Annotated in this window: 19 protein-coding genes and 2 riboswitches; of the genes, 11 read left to right on the top strand and 8 right to left on the bottom strand. The window is 42.2% G+C overall.

Annotated features, from left to right (window positions below; all coding sequences use genetic code 11):
* The first annotated feature begins 31 nt into the window (after positions 1-31).
* On the top strand, positions 32-226 hold the full coding sequence (locus C6344_RS07055; protein WP_041086171.1) for a YqzE family protein: 195 nt from the start codon (positions 32-34) through the stop codon (positions 224-226).
* Positions 227-259: 33 nt separating this feature from the next.
* Here the strand turns inward: C6344_RS07055 and C6344_RS07050 are convergent, their stop codons facing one another.
* The gene (locus tag C6344_RS07050; protein ID WP_223250494.1) at positions 260-538 is read right to left on the bottom strand and encodes a DUF3889 domain-containing protein; all 279 of its coding nucleotides are present in this window, start codon (positions 536-538) and stop codon (positions 260-262) included.
* A gap of 299 nt (positions 539-837) precedes the next feature.
* On the opposite strand from C6344_RS07050, the gene tapA reads away from it, so the two are divergent.
* The 3 genes from tapA to tasA are packed head-to-tail and all read left to right on the top strand — an operon-like array spanning position 838 to position 2,847.
* Positions 838-1,365: an amyloid fiber anchoring/assembly protein TapA gene (gene tapA, locus C6344_RS07045; RefSeq protein WP_060596834.1), complete on the top strand. Its 528-nt coding sequence runs from the start codon at positions 838-840 to the stop codon at positions 1,363-1,365.
* Positions 1,366-1,416: 51 nt separating this feature from the next.
* On the top strand, positions 1,417-1,989 hold the full coding sequence (gene sipW / locus C6344_RS07040; RefSeq protein ID WP_106072908.1) for a signal peptidase I SipW: 573 nt from the start codon (positions 1,417-1,419) through the stop codon (positions 1,987-1,989).
* Between the two features lie 57 nt (positions 1,990-2,046).
* Positions 2,047-2,847 carry a biofilm matrix protein TasA gene (gene tasA / locus C6344_RS07035; RefSeq protein ID WP_034661283.1) on the top strand — a complete coding sequence of 267 codons (801 nt, stop codon included), beginning with the start codon at positions 2,047-2,049 and terminating at the stop codon, positions 2,845-2,847.
* A 67-nt stretch (positions 2,848-2,914) separates the two neighbouring features.
* Here tasA and sinR read toward each other — a convergent pair whose 3' ends face one another.
* The 4 genes from sinR to C6344_RS07015 all read right to left on the bottom strand — a co-directional run bounded on the left by sinR (position 2,915) and on the right by C6344_RS07015 (position 6,113).
* Positions 2,915-3,250 carry a transcriptional regulator SinR gene (gene sinR, locus C6344_RS07030; RefSeq protein ID WP_095285385.1) on the bottom strand — a complete coding sequence of 112 codons (336 nt, stop codon included), beginning with the start codon at positions 3,248-3,250 and terminating at the stop codon, positions 2,915-2,917.
* Positions 3,251-3,283: 33 nt separating this feature from the next.
* Positions 3,284-3,448, bottom strand: a complete 165-nt coding sequence (locus C6344_RS07025) for an anti-repressor SinI family protein (RefSeq protein ID WP_106031001.1) — start codon at positions 3,446-3,448, stop codon at positions 3,284-3,286.
* 182 nt (positions 3,449-3,630) lie between these two features.
* Positions 3,631-4,428: a YqhG family protein gene (locus C6344_RS07020; protein WP_034661279.1), complete on the bottom strand. Its 798-nt coding sequence runs from the start codon at positions 4,426-4,428 to the stop codon at positions 3,631-3,633.
* Between the two features lie 14 nt (positions 4,429-4,442).
* Positions 4,443-6,113, bottom strand: a complete 1,671-nt coding sequence (locus C6344_RS07015) for a DEAD/DEAH box helicase (RefSeq protein WP_060596833.1) — start codon at positions 6,111-6,113, stop codon at positions 4,443-4,445.
* A gap of 250 nt (positions 6,114-6,363) precedes the next feature.
* Positions 6,364-6,471: riboswitch (glycine riboswitch) on the top strand.
* Between the two features lie 3 nt (positions 6,472-6,474).
* A riboswitch (glycine riboswitch) is annotated at positions 6,475-6,570 on the top strand.
* Between the two features lie 104 nt (positions 6,571-6,674).
* Here C6344_RS07015 and gcvT point away from each other — a divergent pair.
* The 3 genes from gcvT to gcvPB are packed head-to-tail and all read left to right on the top strand — an operon-like array spanning position 6,675 to position 10,585.
* Positions 6,675-7,772, top strand: coding sequence for a glycine cleavage system aminomethyltransferase GcvT (gcvT, locus tag C6344_RS07010; RefSeq protein WP_106048367.1), 1,098 nt, complete (start codon positions 6,675-6,677; stop codon positions 7,770-7,772).
* 16 nt (positions 7,773-7,788) lie between these two features.
* Positions 7,789-9,135, top strand: coding sequence for an aminomethyl-transferring glycine dehydrogenase subunit GcvPA (gene gcvPA, locus C6344_RS07005; RefSeq protein WP_106031003.1), 1,347 nt, complete (start codon positions 7,789-7,791; stop codon positions 9,133-9,135).
* Positions 9,128-10,585, top strand: coding sequence for an aminomethyl-transferring glycine dehydrogenase subunit GcvPB (gcvPB, locus tag C6344_RS07000; RefSeq protein ID WP_066030668.1), 1,458 nt, complete (start codon positions 9,128-9,130; stop codon positions 10,583-10,585). Before gcvPA ends, gcvPB begins: the two co-directional genes overlap by 8 nt.
* Before the next feature lie 44 nt (positions 10,586-10,629).
* Here gcvPB and C6344_RS06995 read toward each other — a convergent pair whose 3' ends face one another.
* Positions 10,630-11,010, bottom strand: a complete 381-nt coding sequence (locus tag C6344_RS06995) for a rhodanese-like domain-containing protein (RefSeq protein ID WP_024718853.1) — start codon at positions 11,008-11,010, stop codon at positions 10,630-10,632.
* Positions 11,011-11,230: 220 nt separating this feature from the next.
* Between C6344_RS06995 and C6344_RS06990 the strand changes: the two genes are divergently transcribed.
* The 3 genes from C6344_RS06990 to C6344_RS06980 all read left to right on the top strand — a co-directional run bounded on the left by C6344_RS06990 (position 11,231) and on the right by C6344_RS06980 (position 13,775).
* Positions 11,231-12,067: a lipoate--protein ligase family protein gene (locus C6344_RS06990; RefSeq protein ID WP_003216009.1), complete on the top strand. Its 837-nt coding sequence runs from the start codon at positions 11,231-11,233 to the stop codon at positions 12,065-12,067.
* Positions 12,068-12,152: 85 nt separating this feature from the next.
* Positions 12,153-12,587, top strand: a complete 435-nt coding sequence (gene mntR, locus C6344_RS06985; protein WP_003215946.1) for a transcriptional regulator MntR — start codon at positions 12,153-12,155, stop codon at positions 12,585-12,587.
* 312 nt (positions 12,588-12,899) lie between these two features.
* Positions 12,900-13,775, top strand: a complete 876-nt coding sequence (locus C6344_RS06980) for a patatin-like phospholipase family protein (protein WP_060596829.1) — start codon at positions 12,900-12,902, stop codon at positions 13,773-13,775.
* Here the strand turns inward: C6344_RS06980 and C6344_RS06975 are convergent.
* Both C6344_RS06975 and C6344_RS06970 read right to left on the bottom strand, forming a co-directional pair.
* Positions 13,772-14,167, bottom strand: a complete 396-nt coding sequence (locus C6344_RS06975; RefSeq protein WP_106036854.1) for an SA1362 family protein — start codon at positions 14,165-14,167, stop codon at positions 13,772-13,774. The two genes, C6344_RS06980 and C6344_RS06975, sit on opposite strands and share 4 nt — an antisense overlap.
* A gap of 38 nt (positions 14,168-14,205) precedes the next feature.
* A complete protein-coding gene (locus C6344_RS06970; protein WP_060596827.1) occupies positions 14,206-15,162 on the bottom strand; it encodes a DUF1385 domain-containing protein in 957 nt (318 codons plus the stop codon).
* Between the two features lie 222 nt (positions 15,163-15,384).
* On the opposite strand from C6344_RS06970, the gene C6344_RS06965 reads away from it, so the two are divergent.
* Positions 15,385-15,912 (top strand): YqhR family membrane protein, encoded by a 528-nt coding sequence (locus tag C6344_RS06965; RefSeq protein ID WP_066030670.1) that lies wholly within the window; start codon positions 15,385-15,387, stop codon positions 15,910-15,912.
* The last annotated feature ends 16 nt before the right edge of the window (positions 15,913-15,928 follow it).

The following is a 15,928-nucleotide window of genomic DNA, read 5'->3' as shown; positions in this document are numbered from 1 at the left end:
GTAACACTTGAAGAAAGAAGAGGTGAATGTGTTGAAAACCAATGACTATGTAAAATATATGACGCAGGAAATCATTAAATATATGAATACACCACGTGACGAACGGAAGGAACATAAACAAGAGAAAATGGAAACGAAACCGCCATTTTCACAGCGTTTATTTGGGGTTCTGCCGTTTGGGTTTTCAATGATGTTAAAAAAACGTAAGCGACATCGACGAAAGTAAAAAGCCGCCAGCAGGCGGTTTTTTTATGCCCCTTTAGCTGTATTCTTCCACAACTATCACTTTATTGACCTTGTTTGAGTAAGGGTTATAAGAAATAGTGACAAATACCCCAAATTCTTTGGCGTGGTCTTTTAACGTAATATGATACTGTTTCACAGATTCCTTCTCACGATGACGGTCCCATACTTTTTGTTTGAATAAGACTTGTGCCAGCGGATATCGTTTCTTTGCTTCTTTGACTGCCCGTGTTTCCCATTGATCTGCGGCGGCAGTGAAACCTTTCGCATCAGCAGGATTGGCGTCGTATATCATAGGGCCCAACAATAAACTGAGCAAGATTAACATCTTTCCATATTTCACTTCACATCACCTCACCTGTTATTATTCTGACCAAATGCTGCACTTTTATGTAAATTTTTAAGAAGTACAAATGTCACACAAAAAATTATTGAATACGGCGAAAGAATGAGAAAATGGAAGAATTTTCTCGTAATAGTTCTTGTTTAAGAACAAAATGGACTAATTTGACGTTTTGGGTTTTATAGGTATTTCCTTATACTGTATGTAATCGTTCTTATTAAAGAACAATCGTTCAAGGAGTTGGAGAATGAATGAAACAGTCGCTCTTTGTACTCTTTTGTACCATTTGTTTGATTTTCACATCTCTTTTGATCTCAACAACGAACGCTTCTTTTAACGATGTTGAGCACTCAAACTTTGTCATGAAAACATGCGAAAATTTTGAACAGACGGATCAGCATTGTCAGCCTACCAAATGGGATAGAAGTCATTTGGAACTCATCGATCAAACGATGAACAAAGGAACAGTCTGCGCGCCTCAAAGCTTGAGCATGACATTAAAAAATAGTGGACAATCTATTGCACACTCTGAATGGAAATGGGAATTACATAAAGTAAAAAGTGAGCAGAAGCCGTTACAAGATGGTCATATTCTTGAAAAAGGCTCTATACAGTCCCTTCTTTCACAAGAAACAACGACTGTCACGACAGATAAAGCAAAAACGAATGGAATCTATGCGTTTAAAATCTATTATCCTAAAGGTTTTGGTGGATCTGAAGAAGCATTCATATGGTCTAAACATATGCAGCTCGCAAAGTGTCAAGAAAAGGCATCCTAAATGGAGCTGTCTTCTAAAGGAAACAATGATAGGCGAAGGGGAGAAGAGGTCATGAAAAAATGGATGAAGATGTCTGGAAGTATTCTTTATGTGGTGGTGTTCACGGTGATGATTGCATGTATTATTGTCGTATTGTCTTCAAGAACTACTGGGGGAGATCCTCAGATTTTCGGTTATCAATTCAAGCAAGTATTATCTGGATCAATGGAACCAGAATTTTCGACTGGCTCACTCATTGTCGTAAAAGAAGTGACTTCACCGGAGGCGCTTAAAAAAGGAGATATTATCACGTTTCAAACGAAGCAGGACCAGTCTTATGTGACCCACCGAATTGTTGGGGTGAAAGGAAAGGGAGCAAATAAAGCCTTTGAGACGAAAGGTGACCACAATATGTATCAGGACGGCACGCTAGTAAAAGCGGATCAGGTGGCTACGCAGTATACGGGTGTGAACATTCCTTATGCAGGAAAGCTTCTATCGTATGCAGGGACTTCGGCTGGAACTGCGTTGCTGCTCATTATACCAGGTGTGATGCTGCTCGTTTATTCCACTCTTCATTTTGTAGGCGCTGCAAAACACCGAAGACACACGGCTGATTTACATATGTCAGAGGAACAAGCTTAAATTTTCGTTTGTAACCTAATTAGGTTTCAATAAAACAATTTATTAGGGGGTTCATTCATGGCAAAGAAAAGATCAATTCGTTTAGGTGTATTATCAGGGGCTTTAGGCCTTGCATTAATCGGCGGGGGGACATGGGCGGCGTTTAACGATGTAGAAAAGGCAAACGCGGTCTACTCGACAGGAGAGCTGGATTTATCAGCAAAAGAGAACTCCGGCGCCATCAACCTTGCGAACTTAAAACCTGGTGATCGGATCAAGAAAGAATTTCATTTTGAAAATAAAGGATCGCTTGCGATCAATCAAGTGCTGATGAGTCTTGATTACAGCCAGTTTCAAGACGGAGCTTCCGCGAAGAATGGCGGTAAGAATACAGCTGAAGAATTTCTCAGCCAGTTTCAGGTGAGTGTTCTTACGGTTGGAGCCGAAGGTGGAAATGGTTATCCGAAAAATATTATCTTAGACCATGCAAACCTGCTTGACTTGCATCAACTAACGTCAAAACAGGATCAGACCGCATTTGAAAAGCTTCGTCATGCCGTCGATGAGAAGTTTTTACATGAAAGTGGGAAGATTAATGTAGCAACTGTTGATGGAACAGTGGCTCCAGAGTATGACGGCATTCCAAAGAACCCGTTTGATTACGATAAAATGGAAATGATCATTGAATTTGTCAATGACCAGACGAAGGATAAAGCTGGTCACTATATCCAGAATAAATACCAAGGCGATGCGATTCAAATTGATCTTTCCTTCGAAGCGACTCAGTGGAATGGTTTAACGATCAATCCCAAAAAGCATACGGATGAAAAAGGCTACGTGAAAGAAAACGAAAAAGCACACAGCGAAGATAAAAAATAAAGCCAGTCTTTAGACTGATATCAAGCTCTGCATAGCAATTGGAGGAGTATGCGCTAAAATGTGCGCTTTACTCCTCTTCTTGATTTTTTTTCCAGATTTGATAATCTAAAAATTCACGAAATTGCTTTTTCGAAACCCCTGATGTCATTGCATCTCGAACTAGTTTTTCCCATTCACTATCTAATTGACCATCGTATTCGGTTTCATCTTTTTCGTGTAACAGTGTATGAACCGAGACGTCCAGAACAGCGGAGACTTTTTCAAGAAATTGAATGGAGGGGTTTGTTTGCAAGTTTCTTTCTATTGAGCTTAAATAAGACTTCGCTACCCCAGCCTTTTCGGCCAGTTCTGATAGTGAGTAGCCTTTTTCATTGCGGTATTGTTTAATACGCTGGCCAATCAATGTCATCACCTTCCTTTCGATATTATAGCACATTCAGAAAGGTTTGATAGAATGACTTCTTACCAGAGGGTGAGACTCAGAGGACTTTTCACTTGATTTGAGGAATTGACGGACTTCTTCAACTGTTAGCCCTGCTTTACGAGCTTCAAGTAATAATTCAATCCATTCACTGTCTAATATGTTCGTTTTCTTTTCCATACAAATACCCTCCTAAAATACTGAATCATGTATTTCAGGCACTTAACGCATGAAATGGAAAGACACAGGTGGTAAGACCTCATAGTTTGCTTGCGTCATTTTTCCGCCCAATACAAACAGACAAACGTTGCTTTTGGCTGATCGAAAATTGTATGTCACATGAAAGGGAGGGGACCTATGGGTCAACCTCCTCTTTTTTGCTGTAAGTAAAAAAGTCCGCCATTTTCAATCGTAAGACTGATTTTTGGTTCGTATAAAGTTTTGAGTGCTTGTCTTTCTATTTCATATTCTACAGACGTGTCTGAAGTCCCTTCATAAAATTGGTTTAAAAGTTCAGTGTCTTCTTTCCATTTTTGAACAGCTCTCACCGCCCAATTGTCTGGTTCCTCATGGGCGTAACGCTCCATTAGACTATAGAGCCGTTTGACTCCGCTTTCTGGCTTGATCATTGTACTCATTGTAAAGCAATAATCGGGAATTTGAGATGACAGCTCACGGGTTTCCAGCTTTTCTTGAAATTGTTCAACGACTTCTCCGCGTATTAGATGAAGTCCTAGTGATAAAAGCTTATCCTTCTTTCGATCTGCGAGATAAGAAATTTTCACATTGAGACCAAGCCATGGCTCGAGTGCGATCTGGTTGTTCGTGAGCGGAGTGACTCGTTCATAGAGACGGATAAAACGGCCCTGCTGTTTGACAGCTTCAAATATTTGAAATAAACGAGGGGAGCCAAAGTGGATAAATTCACCCTCAATCGTATCATCCACTTTTTTTTGATCGGTGATGAGGGTCAATTGCCGCGGCTCTGGTACACCACCAGTTTTTTCAAGCCAGTGCCAATAAAAAGGGCGGTTCATAATCAATTTATCCATATCGATGGTTAGTTGTACGGTCATATGTCCTGCACTTTCTTCTAGTATGTCGCATTGATTTGCCTGAAAGAAACGGAGAAGAAAGGTATGTATGTCACGCTGCTCCATTGATCAACTCTCCTTTATGAGCCTTGCTGTCTTTTTTCTAAAAGTGGTGTTTTTGCTTCTGATAAATAGGAAGCAAACTGGGTTAATTTCTTTTTCATGTCTCCGTCTGATTCGTGCTGAAAGAGAATCTGATGTAGTTCTGTTTCGGCATCTTTGATATCTATTCGCGTTAAAATATCATCTAGATCGCCAATGACGTTTTCAAACAGCTGAATTTTTTCATATAAAAGCTTTAAGATATGTTCCTCAACGGTTCCGTTTGTTGCCATATTGTAAATGTGGACATCTCGCTCTTGTCCAAGGCGGTGGATACGTCCAATTCGCTGTTCTAGACGCATCGGGTTCCACGGAAGATCGTAGTTGATGATTTGGTTACAAAACTGAAGGTTGATTCCTTCGCCGCCCGCTTCTGTCGCAATTAACACTTGCGCCCGTTCTCTAAATAAATCTTTCATCCAATCTTTTTTGCCCCGCTTAAAGCCGCCTCGAAAAGGAACGGAGCTGATGCCATTTTGCTGAAGAAACCATTGTAAATATATTTGTGTCGCGCGGTATTCGGTGAAAATAATGACCTTTTCATTTAACTGCTGAATAAGCTTGACGACTTCAAGCGCCTTTGTGTTTTGCTGAACTTGATTGATTTTCTCCATAATTTGCGCTATAGCAGAAGATCCAAGGATATGTTTTTCATCTTCCTGCATTTTTTTAATCGTCATATAGACCGCCTCGCGGCTTGAACAGCATTCACGTTCCAAGGTCATGATGGAAAACATGTGCTTTGTATAAGACGGGTTCTCTTTCAGCTTGCAGATTTCATCATATAACGCTTGTTCCGTTGGAGAGAAATCAATGGAAATCGTTTTGACATGCCGTTTTGTCCACTCGATGCCCGTGTCTTGTCTTCGGTTACGAATCATCACTTTATTCACAAGCTGTTTTAATCGGTCGTGGTCTTCAAGCTGTAAATCCTTTTTGGCAAAGACATCTTTAAACTGATGTTCATTCCCGAGGTGGCCTGGCTTCAGAAGGGAAACGAGATTAAATATTTCTCCGATACGGTTTTGGATAGGTGTCGCTGTCAGCAGCAGGCAGAATTTCTTATTTAGATTTCTCACAAATTCATAGTTTTTCGTTTTATTGTTTTTCAGTTTGTGTGCTTCATCAATAATGACCATATCGTAGGCAATTGATAAAATGGTGTCTCGATGCGGCTGTCTTTTGGCTGTATCAATGGAGGAAACCACGACGTCACACTGCTCCCACACGTAGCTCTTTTTTTGTTCAACAGCATCAATGTAAAATTTCGTCCGCAGCTCCTGTACCCATTGAGACACAAGGGAGGCGGGGACAAGTATGAGAATTTTTTTTGCAAGTCCACGAATCATGTATTCTTTGATAATGAGTCCTGCTTCTACGGTTTTTCCAAGTCCCACTTCATCTGCTAAAATGGCTTTTCCGTTCATCTCTTCTACGACTCTTCTGGCTACTTCAAGCTGATGTTTTAAAGGCGTGAATGCAGGCAGGTGCGCGGGAGCTTGCAGTCCTTCAAATGAATCAATGGCTGTGACTTTTTGAACCTGCGTCGCTAAACGGTACATTTCCCAGTTCGCCCAGGGGCCGTCTGCTGCAAGCCGCTGCTGAAATTCACTTGCCCATTCCTGATCAAAAATCGTTTGTATATTCAATGTGATCGCCTGCCTTTCTAATAGGTTAATGATAAAATTGTTCTGTATTTAAACGCTTCATTTTTTAAGAGGTCTTTAAAAGACTAGATATATGAATAAAAGCGAACGATAGTGAATGTTTGTTTGAAAAATGTTAATGATTTTTCTGTTGCTCTTCATCCGTTTCTAATGGTAGGATGTTGGTAAGTGATCTAGAAAATAAGTCACCCATTTTGATAGTATGTCCAATAAATGTGAAGAATATGAGCGGATGATGGTATGGGGAGAGACTTGGCGGTTATTTAGCACTGGCAGGCGCCGAAGGAGCAAGCTGAATCGTTTCAGTGAATCTCTCAGGCAAAAGTACTCTTACCGGACGCAACTCTGGAGAGTGTTTGCTCATCGATTTTTAGCAAACCACCAAAGGGGAAAACGCACAATGCTGTTGTGCTGTAAACTTTCAGGTGCAAGGACAGAGACTTCTTTTTGATAAAAGGGAGCGCTCTGTCCTTTTTTGCTGCGATTTTTTTCTGAAAATTCAGCTTGTGATCTGCACTGAAAGAAAAAAGGGGGAAACGATTGATGTTGAAACGAACACCGCTTTTTCATGCGTATGAAACGTTTGGCGCAAAAACCATTGACTTCGGGGGCTGGGAATTACCTGTCCAATTTTCTTCCATTAAAGAAGAACATGAAGCTGTTCGAACAAAAGCAGGGCTTTTTGATGTGTCTCACATGGGTGAGGTGGAAATCAAAGGTCAAGATGCCCTTCCTTTTTTACAAAGGTTATTAACCAATGATGTGTCTAAGCTGACAGACGGTAAGGCACTATATACAGCCATGTGCTATGAAGATGGCGGGACGGTGGATGATCTGCTCGTCTATCAAAAAGAAAAGAACAATTATCTGCTTGTCATTAATGCATCAAATATTGAAAAAGATGTGGATTGGCTGCTTCAGCACCAAGGTGAGAACGACGTATTGATCCAAAATGTCTCTGATCAAATCGCCTTGCTAGCACTTCAAGGACCTCTTGCTGCTGACATTATGAAAGATGTGGCGGATGAAGAGGTGACATCTCTCAAGCCATTTACATTTTTATCAAAAGCTGAGGTCTCTCAAAAAGAAGTGCTTGTTTCGAGAACGGGCTACACAGGGGAGGACGGCTTTGAAATCTACTGCCAGTCAGAAGATGCAATCCACATTTGGTCGGCTTTATTAGAAGCAGGCGAGCCAAAAGGGTTAATACCGTGCGGGCTCGGTGCACGTGACACCTTAAGATTTGAAGCAAGACTTCCGCTTTATGGCCAGGAGCTGACAAAGGATATCTCTCCATTAGAAGGCGGGATTGGCTTTGCTGTCAAAACGGATAAAGAAGCCAATTTTATTGGCAAAGAAGCGCTCAAACAGCAAAAAGAAGAGGGAGCGAAGCGAAAGCTTGTCGGCATTGAAATGATCGATAAAGGGATTCCGCGCACAGACTATCCGGTCTTTTCAGGAGAAAAGCAGATTGGGGTTGTCACAACCGGCACACAATCCCCAACATTAAAGAAAAATGTCGGGCTTGCTTTGATCGAATCTTCTCAGGCGCAGCTTCAGGCAGAGGTGGAAGTACAAGTTCGCAAAAAACGTCTAAAAGCTAAAATCGTCGCAACACCATTTTATAAAAGAGCCAAATAACGAGGGGGAATAGAGGATGAAGCACAGGTATCTGCCGCAAACCGAGCAAGATCAAAAAGAAATGCTGGATGTCATCGGCGTTCAGTCGATTGATGAGCTTTTTTCAGATATCCCAGAAAAAGTGAGATTTAAAGGAGCATACAACATTAAAGAAGCCGCATCTGAAACAGAGCTTGTAAGGGAATTATCCCGATTAGCTGCAAAGAATAAGGATACGGTTTCCTATGCATCGTTTCTTGGTGCCGGTGTATATGATCATTACCAGCCTGTCATTGTTGATCATGTCATCTCACGTTCCGAATTTTATACAGCATACACACCTTATCAGCCGGAGATTTCGCAAGGTGAACTACAAGCCATTTTTGAATTTCAAACAATGATTGCTGAGCTGACGGGTATGGATCTTGCCAACTCCTCGATGTATGATGGCGGGACGGCATTAGCTGAAGCGGCGATGCTGGCTGCGGGACATACAAAAAAGAAAAAAGTGGTTGTTTCTGAAACGGTTCACCCTGAATCAAGAGCAGTGCTAAAAACATACGCCAAAGGACAGCACATCGAAGTTGTTGAAGTGCCTGCAAAAAAAGGGCAGACGGATCTAGCAGCATTAGAGAAGGCCGTCTGTGACGATACAGCAGCAGTTCTTGTGCAATATCCAAACTTCTTTGGTGTCGTCGAACCGTTAAAAGACATTGAACCTATTGCGCATAAAGGAAAAAGTCTGTTCATTGTCTCAAGTAATCCGCTTGCACTCGGGTTACTGACGCCGCCAGGTAAACTTGGGGCAGACATTGTCGTTGGTGATGCACAGCCGTTTGGCATTCCAGCAGCGTTTGGCGGGCCGCATTGCGGATATTTTGCTGTGACGAAAAAGTTGATGCGAAAAGTGCCAGGTCGTTTAGTCGGGCAGACAGAAGATGAAAATGGTGTTCGTGGGTTTGTGCTGACCCTTCAAGCGCGTGAGCAGCATATTCGGAGAGATAAAGCGACGTCCAATATTTGTTCGAATCAGGCATTAAATGCATTAGCCGCTTCCGTTGCCATGACAGCACTCGGAAAAACAGGCATCAAAGACATCGCCTATCAAAACGTGCAAAAAGCGCACTATGCTAAGATGCAGGCTCAAACATATGGACTTCTTGCTGATATAGAAGGGGCCCATTTTAATGAATTTGTGATCAAATTACAAGAGCCTGTGAAAGAAGCCAATAAACGATTGCTTGAAAAAGGAATCATCGGCGGCTATGACTTAGGGATAGACTACCCAGAGCTTCAACATCACATGCTTGTCGCCGTAACAGAGCTAAGAACGAAAGAAGAAATTGATACGTTCATTAAGGAATTGGGGGATCGCCATGAATAAACAAGATCAGCCGCTTATTTTTGAATTATCCAAAGAAGGAAGAATTGGTTATAGCCTGCCTGATTTAGATGTACCTGAACAGGAGATCCCGTCTTTATTTGATGACACGTATATCCGTCATGAGGATGCTGAGCTTCCTGAAGTATCTGAGCTTGATATCATGCGTCATTATACAGCATTATCAAGACGTAATCATGGGGTCGATTCCGGATTTTATCCTCTTGGCTCTTGTACGATGAAATATAATCCGAAGATTAATGAAAAGGTCGCACGCCTTGCAGGCTTCGCGCAAGTCCATCCACTACAGGAGGCAGACACTGTGCAAGGTGCATTAGAGTTACTCCACGACCTGGGTGCTCATCTTGAAGAAATTACTGGGATGGACGCTGTGACATTACAGCCTGCGGCAGGAGCACACGGGGAATGGACAGGACTCATGATGATCCGTGCGTACCATGAAGCAAGAGGAGACCATAAGCGAACAAAAGTCATTGTGCCTGATTCTGCCCATGGAACGAACCCGGCATCTGCGACAGTGGCCGGATTTGAAACCATTACCGTCGCATCTGATGCGAATGGGCTTGTTGATTTAGAGGACCTGCGCCGTGTTGTCAATGAAGAAACAGCTGCTTTAATGCTGACGAATCCGAATACACTCGGTCTATTCGAAGAAAATATTTTAGAAATGGCTGAAATCGTTCATGGAGCTGGCGGTAAGCTTTATTATGACGGAGCCAACTTGAATGCCGTTTTAAGCAGAGCAAGACCGGGGGATATGGGGTTTGACGTCGTTCACTTAAATCTCCATAAAACCTTTACAGGTCCACATGGAGGCGGAGGCCCTGGTTCAGGTCCTGTAGGCGTCAAAAAGGATTTGATCCCATACTTGCCAAAGCCGGTGCTTGTGAAGAAGGAAGGCCGCTTTTACTTTGATGATGATCGACCAGAATCAATTGGCCGCGTGAAGCCGTTCTATGGCAACTTTGGCATTAACGTCAGAGCATATGCGTACATTCGCTCTATGGGTCCAGACGGCCTAAAGGCTGTAACGGATAATGCCGTGTTAAATGCGAACTATATGATGCGCCGCTTAAGTGCTCATTTCGATTTGCCATTTGACCGTCACTGTAAGCATGAATTTGTTCTTTCAGGTAAACGTCAGAAAAAATTAGGTGTGCGGACACTCGATATTGCCAAACGATTACTTGATTTTGGCTATCATCCGCCAACGATCTACTTCCCGCTCAATGTAGAGGAATGTATCATGATTGAACCAACTGAAACAGAATCAAAAGAAACTCTTGATGCCTTTATCGAAGCGATGATTCAGATTGCCAAAGAAGCAGAAGAGAATCCAGAAGTGGTACAGGAAGCGCCGCATACGACGGTCGTCAAACGAATGGACGAAACAAAGGCCGCGCGGAATCCAGTCCTCGTTTTTGAAAGATAAAGAAAAAAAGACTCAGGGGGATCACGCTCCCAGAGTCTTTTTTGTTAGTTCTTTGTTTTGATGCGGCCGCCCCATTTTTTAAAGCCGCCTTTTAAATTATAAATCTCACGACAGCCGTTTTTACGTAAAGTTTGAGCTGCTTTTCCGCTTCTTAAATTGTTTTGGCAATAGAGATAAACAGGCTTGTCAGGACGAATTTCATTTTTGCGCTGCTTTAGCTGGGAAAGGGGGATGTTTCTGGCCCCTAAAATATGTCCGCCTTCAAACTCATTTGGCTCTCTCACATCAATGAGTTGAGCTTTGCGGTAACCTTTAATAAATTCTGCTTCCGTCAGCGTTTTCATAATGCGCTGCTGATAAATGTAGCTGCCGATGGAATAAAGAACGAAAAGTCCACAAAGTGAGAGGACGATATAGTTGAATATTGACAATACAACTCGACTCCTTCTTGAGCATCAGCACAGTAGTCTGTCTGATGGTACGTTTTAGACAAATACTATTATAGTAAAGCAAAAGAAACTTGTCATCATAAATGGTAAGAATTATTTTCAATTCGTTCCCTATTTGATAGACTGATGAAGAGAGAAAACCGGTGGCCATCACCATCATCTAACATTGACTACGTAAAAGAGAAGGGATTTTTATATGCAAAAAGAGAAATGGTGTTTCATTGATACAGGAAATCAAGACCCTGCCTTTAACATGGCAATGGATGAAGCCTTGCTTTATTGGCATAGTGAGAAGCTCATCCCGCCTGTCATCCGTTTTTATGGATGGAATCCGGCGACATTGTCTGTTGGGTATTTTCAGCATGTTGAAAAGGAAATCAACATGGAAGCAGTCGAGCGCTATGGTCTTGGGTTTGTCCGTAGACCAACTGGAGGGCGGGGGGTTCTTCATGATCAGGAGCTGACCTACAGCGTGATTGTGTCAGAGGAACATCCAGAAATGCCAGCGACGGTGACAGAGGCATACCGCGTCATTTCAGAAGGCATTTTAGAGGGCTTTAAAGAACTGGGACTCGATGCATATTTTGCCATTCCTCGTACAGATAAAGAAAAAGAAAGCTTAAAAAATCCAAGATCGTCTGTATGCTTCGATGCTCCTTCCTGGTATGAGCTTGTCGTAGAAGGCAGAAAGGTAGCAGGCAGTGCTCAAACGAGACAAAAAGGAGTGATCCTCCAGCACGGCTCCATCTTAATTGACCTTGATGAGGACAAATTGTTCGATTTATTTCTTTATCCAAACGACCGTGTGAGAGAGCGGATGCAGCGGAGCTTTAAAAACAAAGCGGTCGCCATCAATGAAATCTCAGACCGAACTTGTACAATAGACGATGCGCGTGTTGCGTTTAAACGAGGATTTGAAAAAGGGTTAAATATTGAGCTTGTGCCTTATGAGCTGACAGATGAAGAATTAGCGTTTGTCCATCATCTCGCCAAAACGAAATATGCCTCAGACGAGTGGAATTACAAGCGTTAAGACAGTGGACACTCCTTGTTTTTTAATGGGCGATGGTGTAGAATTGTTATGATTATTAAGTAAAGGTGCATTATGGAGGGGTTTTATGACTACACCTAGTATGGAAGATTACATTGAACAAATATATATGCTGATAGAAGAAAAAGGATATGCCAGAGTCTCTGATATTGCAGAAGCACTCGCTGTCCATCCCTCCTCTGTAACAAAAATGGTTCAGAAGCTAGATAAAGATGAATACCTCATTTATGAGAAGTATCGTGGTCTAATTTTAACCCCGAAAGGCAAAAAAATTGGAAAACGTCTCGTATACAGACATGAACTGCTAGAGCAATTTTTAAGAATCATTGGTGTAGATGAAGAGAAAATTTATGATGATGTAGAAGGCATTGAACATCATCTCAGCTGGAACAGCATTGACCGCATCGGCGATCTTGTTCAATTCTTTGAAGAAAACGACGAGCGATCTGTTCAGCTGAAAGCGATTCAAAAGAAAAACGAACAAACAAATCAAGAATCTTAAGAAAAAGGACACCCTTAGCAAGGGTGTTCTTTCATATTGTTGACAAAGGGCTAAAATGAACTTTATTTTAGCCCTTTGTCTTCTGTTTTTTCAGCGTGACTTGAAAACCTTTGCAGTCTAGGAAGGACGAGTACCGGAGCGGAGCGAATTTGACATTCGTGAGCACCGGAGCGCAGACCTGACACCGAATGCGAGGGTTTGTCCGCGCGCTGAAAGGACACCCTCAGCATGGGTGTCCTTTTTGATTAAAGTTCTAATTGAAAGCATATGCTCTTACACTATTAATAGCGTGATATCAAAGGGGGCTCCTTGATGAAGATAGATGGTGTGTTCTCAGGTGGAGGCATTAAAGGGGCAGCACTTGCGGGTGCCTATGAAGCGCTTGAAGCGAGAGGATATCAATTTGTCCGCCTTGCTGGTACAAGTGCTGGAGCGATCATTGCTTCATTCATCGCAGCAGGTTTTACTAGTCAGGAGATTCGGGAGCTTTTAGATGAAATGGAGGAACATCACTTACTTGACAGGAGATGCCAATTCATTCCGTTTCAAATGCTCAGGTGGGTATCCATTTACTGGCGCCTCGGTCTGTACAAAGGCGACCGGCTGGAAAAATGGCTGACAGACGTTTTAAAACGAAAAGGGGTTACCGTATTTGGAGATCTCAAAAAAGATTCGCTGAAAATTGTTGCCTCCGATTTAACAAATGGGAAAATCCTCGTGCTGCCAGACGACCTTCCTTCATACGGCTTAAATCCAGAGCGCTTTTCCGTTGCAAGGGCGATTCGGATGAGTTGCAGCCTGCCGTATTTTTTCGAGCCTGTCAAACTAAGGTCATCAAAAGGCATTTGTACCATTGTGGATGGAGGAGTGCTTAGCAATTTTCCAATTTGGTTGTTTGCGGAAGAGAAAAAAAGACCGTTCGTCGGTGTCACATTAACCCCAAACGAAAAAGAACGCCCTCAACACTCCATCCGCAATGCGTTTGAACTGTTTGGCGCTCTTTTTGAAACGATGCGTGGTGCTCATGACGAAAGACACATTGCCACAAAACACGAACGTCATGTTATTTTTATTCCTGTAGAACACGTCATTGCCACTGATTTTCATCTGAAGACAGAAAAGAAAAAGGCGCTTGTCGATCTAGGCAGACAGAAAGCCGAGCAATTTTTAAAAAGCTGGACATTTTAAAACAAGGCGCGATTTTTCTTTTTGTTTTTCTTGCCTTCAATCACAGTTAACTGTGTTTGGCTTTTCTTTTTGAGAAGGACGGGCTTAGACTTGTGGTCAGTCGGCACGCTTCGCAAATGAGTGACCCGATTTTTCATCTGGCTTTTCGTTTTTGGTTTAGGCTGCTGGTAGCGACGTTTTGATTGTTTGACTGCTTTACGATAAAGATTGCCCTCTGTTCCAGTTCTTCGATTCATCAGCCATCTAAATAGGAAAAATAGAACCGCTCCAATGATCACAACTGATAGCAGCATTGTAAAAAGTCTGCCTGGATTCGTTGTGAGTAAATACACAAATCCCAAAACACCTAAAGCGAAAATAATGGTAAAAGCAGGATGTACTCGGCGATTCATAACTGTCCACCTCCGAAGGAATTTACCGGATTTATAAGTTAGATCACTTGATGAGCAGAATCTGATGCTTGTTTCTCAGACGCTTCCTCTAAACGAAGAAGTTCATTAAAACTTGCAATGGCTACCTCGACTTGATCGTCAGAGGGTTCTTTTGTTGTGAGCAATTGCAGCCAAAGGCCAGGATAGCCAAGCACTTTAAGCACAGGCACTTCTCGGAGTTTGTTCGTGAGCTGAAGCACTTCAAATGAAATGCCCAGAACAACCGGAATGAGCGCCAAGCGATTCAGAACTCTCACCCATAAAGGATCTGTCGGTACGAGTAAATAGACGAACATTCCGACAATGACAGTGAATAAAATAAAGCTGCTACCGCATCGATAATGCAGCCGTGATTGTTTTTGTACATTTTCCACTGTGATGTCAAGATTCTGTTCATAGCAGTTTATGACTTTATGTTCTGCGCCATGATATTGAAATACCCTTTTAATTAAAGGGGTCATGGAAATAAAGTAAATGTAGCCTAATAACAGGACCAGTTTAAAGAATGTTTCCACTGCGATTTGTGCGAAATTCCCTGAAAAGACGGGCCGCACCAGTTCAGCTAAAAAGACAGGTACTAGGGTAAAGACAAATTTACTAAAGAGAAGAGAGAGAACTCCGATTACAGCAATGCCGAAAATCATGGATAATTTCGAGCTTTTTTGTTCTTTTTCAAGAGTATGATCTTCTGAAGGATCTAAGTCATAGCGCTCGCTGGAGAAGTTCAAGTGCTTACTGCCATTTGCGCTTGCTTCAACAAGTGCAGCAACACCCCTGACAAAGGGGATTTTCTTGAGAAAGGCGGTTCGTTTATTGGAGGTCCGGGGAAGCTTCAAAAACTCAATGGACTGATCCTTTCGCCGAATCGCTGTCACATAGTTCTTTTTACCTCCAAACATGACACCTTCGACAACTGCCTGCCCTCCATATGCTGGACGTTTTGTTTGATTGGACATATTTCATCAACCTGCCTGTTTCCTGTAATTTACATGCATTTCCTTATACCTTTATTGTACAGGAAATGAGGGGAAATCACTAGCGCACAAGTCGATTATCTACTAGAATTCTATCTACCTCTTTTTAGCCAGTATACCCTGTTATAAAAATTTTACACTCACGTATGGAAATCCTTTTTTTTATGACATTTTGGACATACTACTTGCTGGAGGTGTTCACAAATGAAACGTGATGAAAAGAAAAACCAAGAAGAGACAAATCAGGCTGTACAAACGTCATCGCTGTGGGCAAGAGCAGCTGCGACAGGCTTTGTTGGCGGTGTTTTTTGGGGCTTTATCGGGTTTCTGACCCATATGTTTCATTTCTCAGAGGTGAGTCCCAATATGCTCCTTCAGCCTTTTGTGCTCGGAGAGTGGAAAAAGGGAGGACTTGGCACTTTTATTAGTATTGTGCTTTTAGGGGTTTTATCGATTGGAGCAGCCTTTATTTATTATGGGGTTTTAAAACGAATCAAAGGCTATTGGATGGGGCTGATATATGGCGCGCTTTTATGGCTGCTCGTTTTTTACGTATTTAATCCGATTTTCCCAGATGTAAAGCAAGTCCAAGATTTGCAGCAAAGCACCATCGTCACGACATTTTGCCTATATATTTTATATGGCATGTTTGTCGGGTACAGTATTTCGTTTGAATATAATGAATTAACGAGTCAGAAGCTTGCAAGGGCACTCGGGAAAAAGACAGAATAAAGTGTAAATCACCTAT

The sequence above is a fragment of the Bacillus sp. GBSW19 genome (assembly GCF_002998655.1).
Lineage (GTDB): Bacteria > Bacillota > Bacilli > Bacillales > Bacillaceae > Bacillus.
The sequence above is the reverse complement of the archived record's forward strand: the minus strand, read 5'-3'. Positions and strand labels throughout refer to the sequence as shown.

Coding starts and splice junctions, on each gene's coding strand:
- C6344_RS07020 (WP_034661279.1), bottom strand. CDS start 4,428: ATGGAGCAGCGTGACATACATACCTTTCTTCTCCGTTTCTTTCAGGCA.
- C6344_RS06965 (WP_066030670.1), top strand. CDS start 15,385: ATGAAACGTGATGAAAAGAAAAACCAAGAAGAGACAAATCAGGCTGTA.
- sipW (WP_106072908.1), top strand. CDS start 1,417: ATGAAAAAATGGATGAAGATGTCTGGAAGTATTCTTTATGTGGTGGTG.
- C6344_RS06975 (WP_106036854.1), bottom strand. CDS start 14,167: ATGAATCGCCGAGTACATCCTGCTTTTACCATTATTTTCGCTTTAGGT.
- gcvT (WP_106048367.1), top strand. CDS start 6,675: ATGTTGAAACGAACACCGCTTTTTCATGCGTATGAAACGTTTGGCGCA.
- tasA (WP_034661283.1), top strand. CDS start 2,047: ATGGCAAAGAAAAGATCAATTCGTTTAGGTGTATTATCAGGGGCTTTA.
- tapA (WP_060596834.1), top strand. CDS start 838: ATGAAACAGTCGCTCTTTGTACTCTTTTGTACCATTTGTTTGATTTTC.
- gcvPB (WP_066030668.1), top strand. CDS start 9,128: ATGAATAAACAAGATCAGCCGCTTATTTTTGAATTATCCAAAGAAGGA.
- gcvPA (WP_106031003.1), top strand. CDS start 7,789: ATGAAGCACAGGTATCTGCCGCAAACCGAGCAAGATCAAAAAGAAATG.
- C6344_RS07025 (WP_106031001.1), bottom strand. CDS start 3,448: ATGGAAAAGAAAACGAACATATTAGACAGTGAATGGATTGAATTATTA.
- C6344_RS06970 (WP_060596827.1), bottom strand. CDS start 15,162: ATGTCCAATCAAACAAAACGTCCAGCATATGGAGGGCAGGCAGTTGTC.
- mntR (WP_003215946.1), top strand. CDS start 12,153: ATGACTACACCTAGTATGGAAGATTACATTGAACAAATATATATGCTG.
- C6344_RS07050 (WP_223250494.1), bottom strand. CDS start 538: ATGATATACGACGCCAATCCTGCTGATGCGAAAGGTTTCACTGCCGCC.
- C6344_RS06990 (WP_003216009.1), top strand. CDS start 11,231: ATGCAAAAAGAGAAATGGTGTTTCATTGATACAGGAAATCAAGACCCT.
- C6344_RS06980 (WP_060596829.1), top strand. CDS start 12,900: ATGAAGATAGATGGTGTGTTCTCAGGTGGAGGCATTAAAGGGGCAGCA.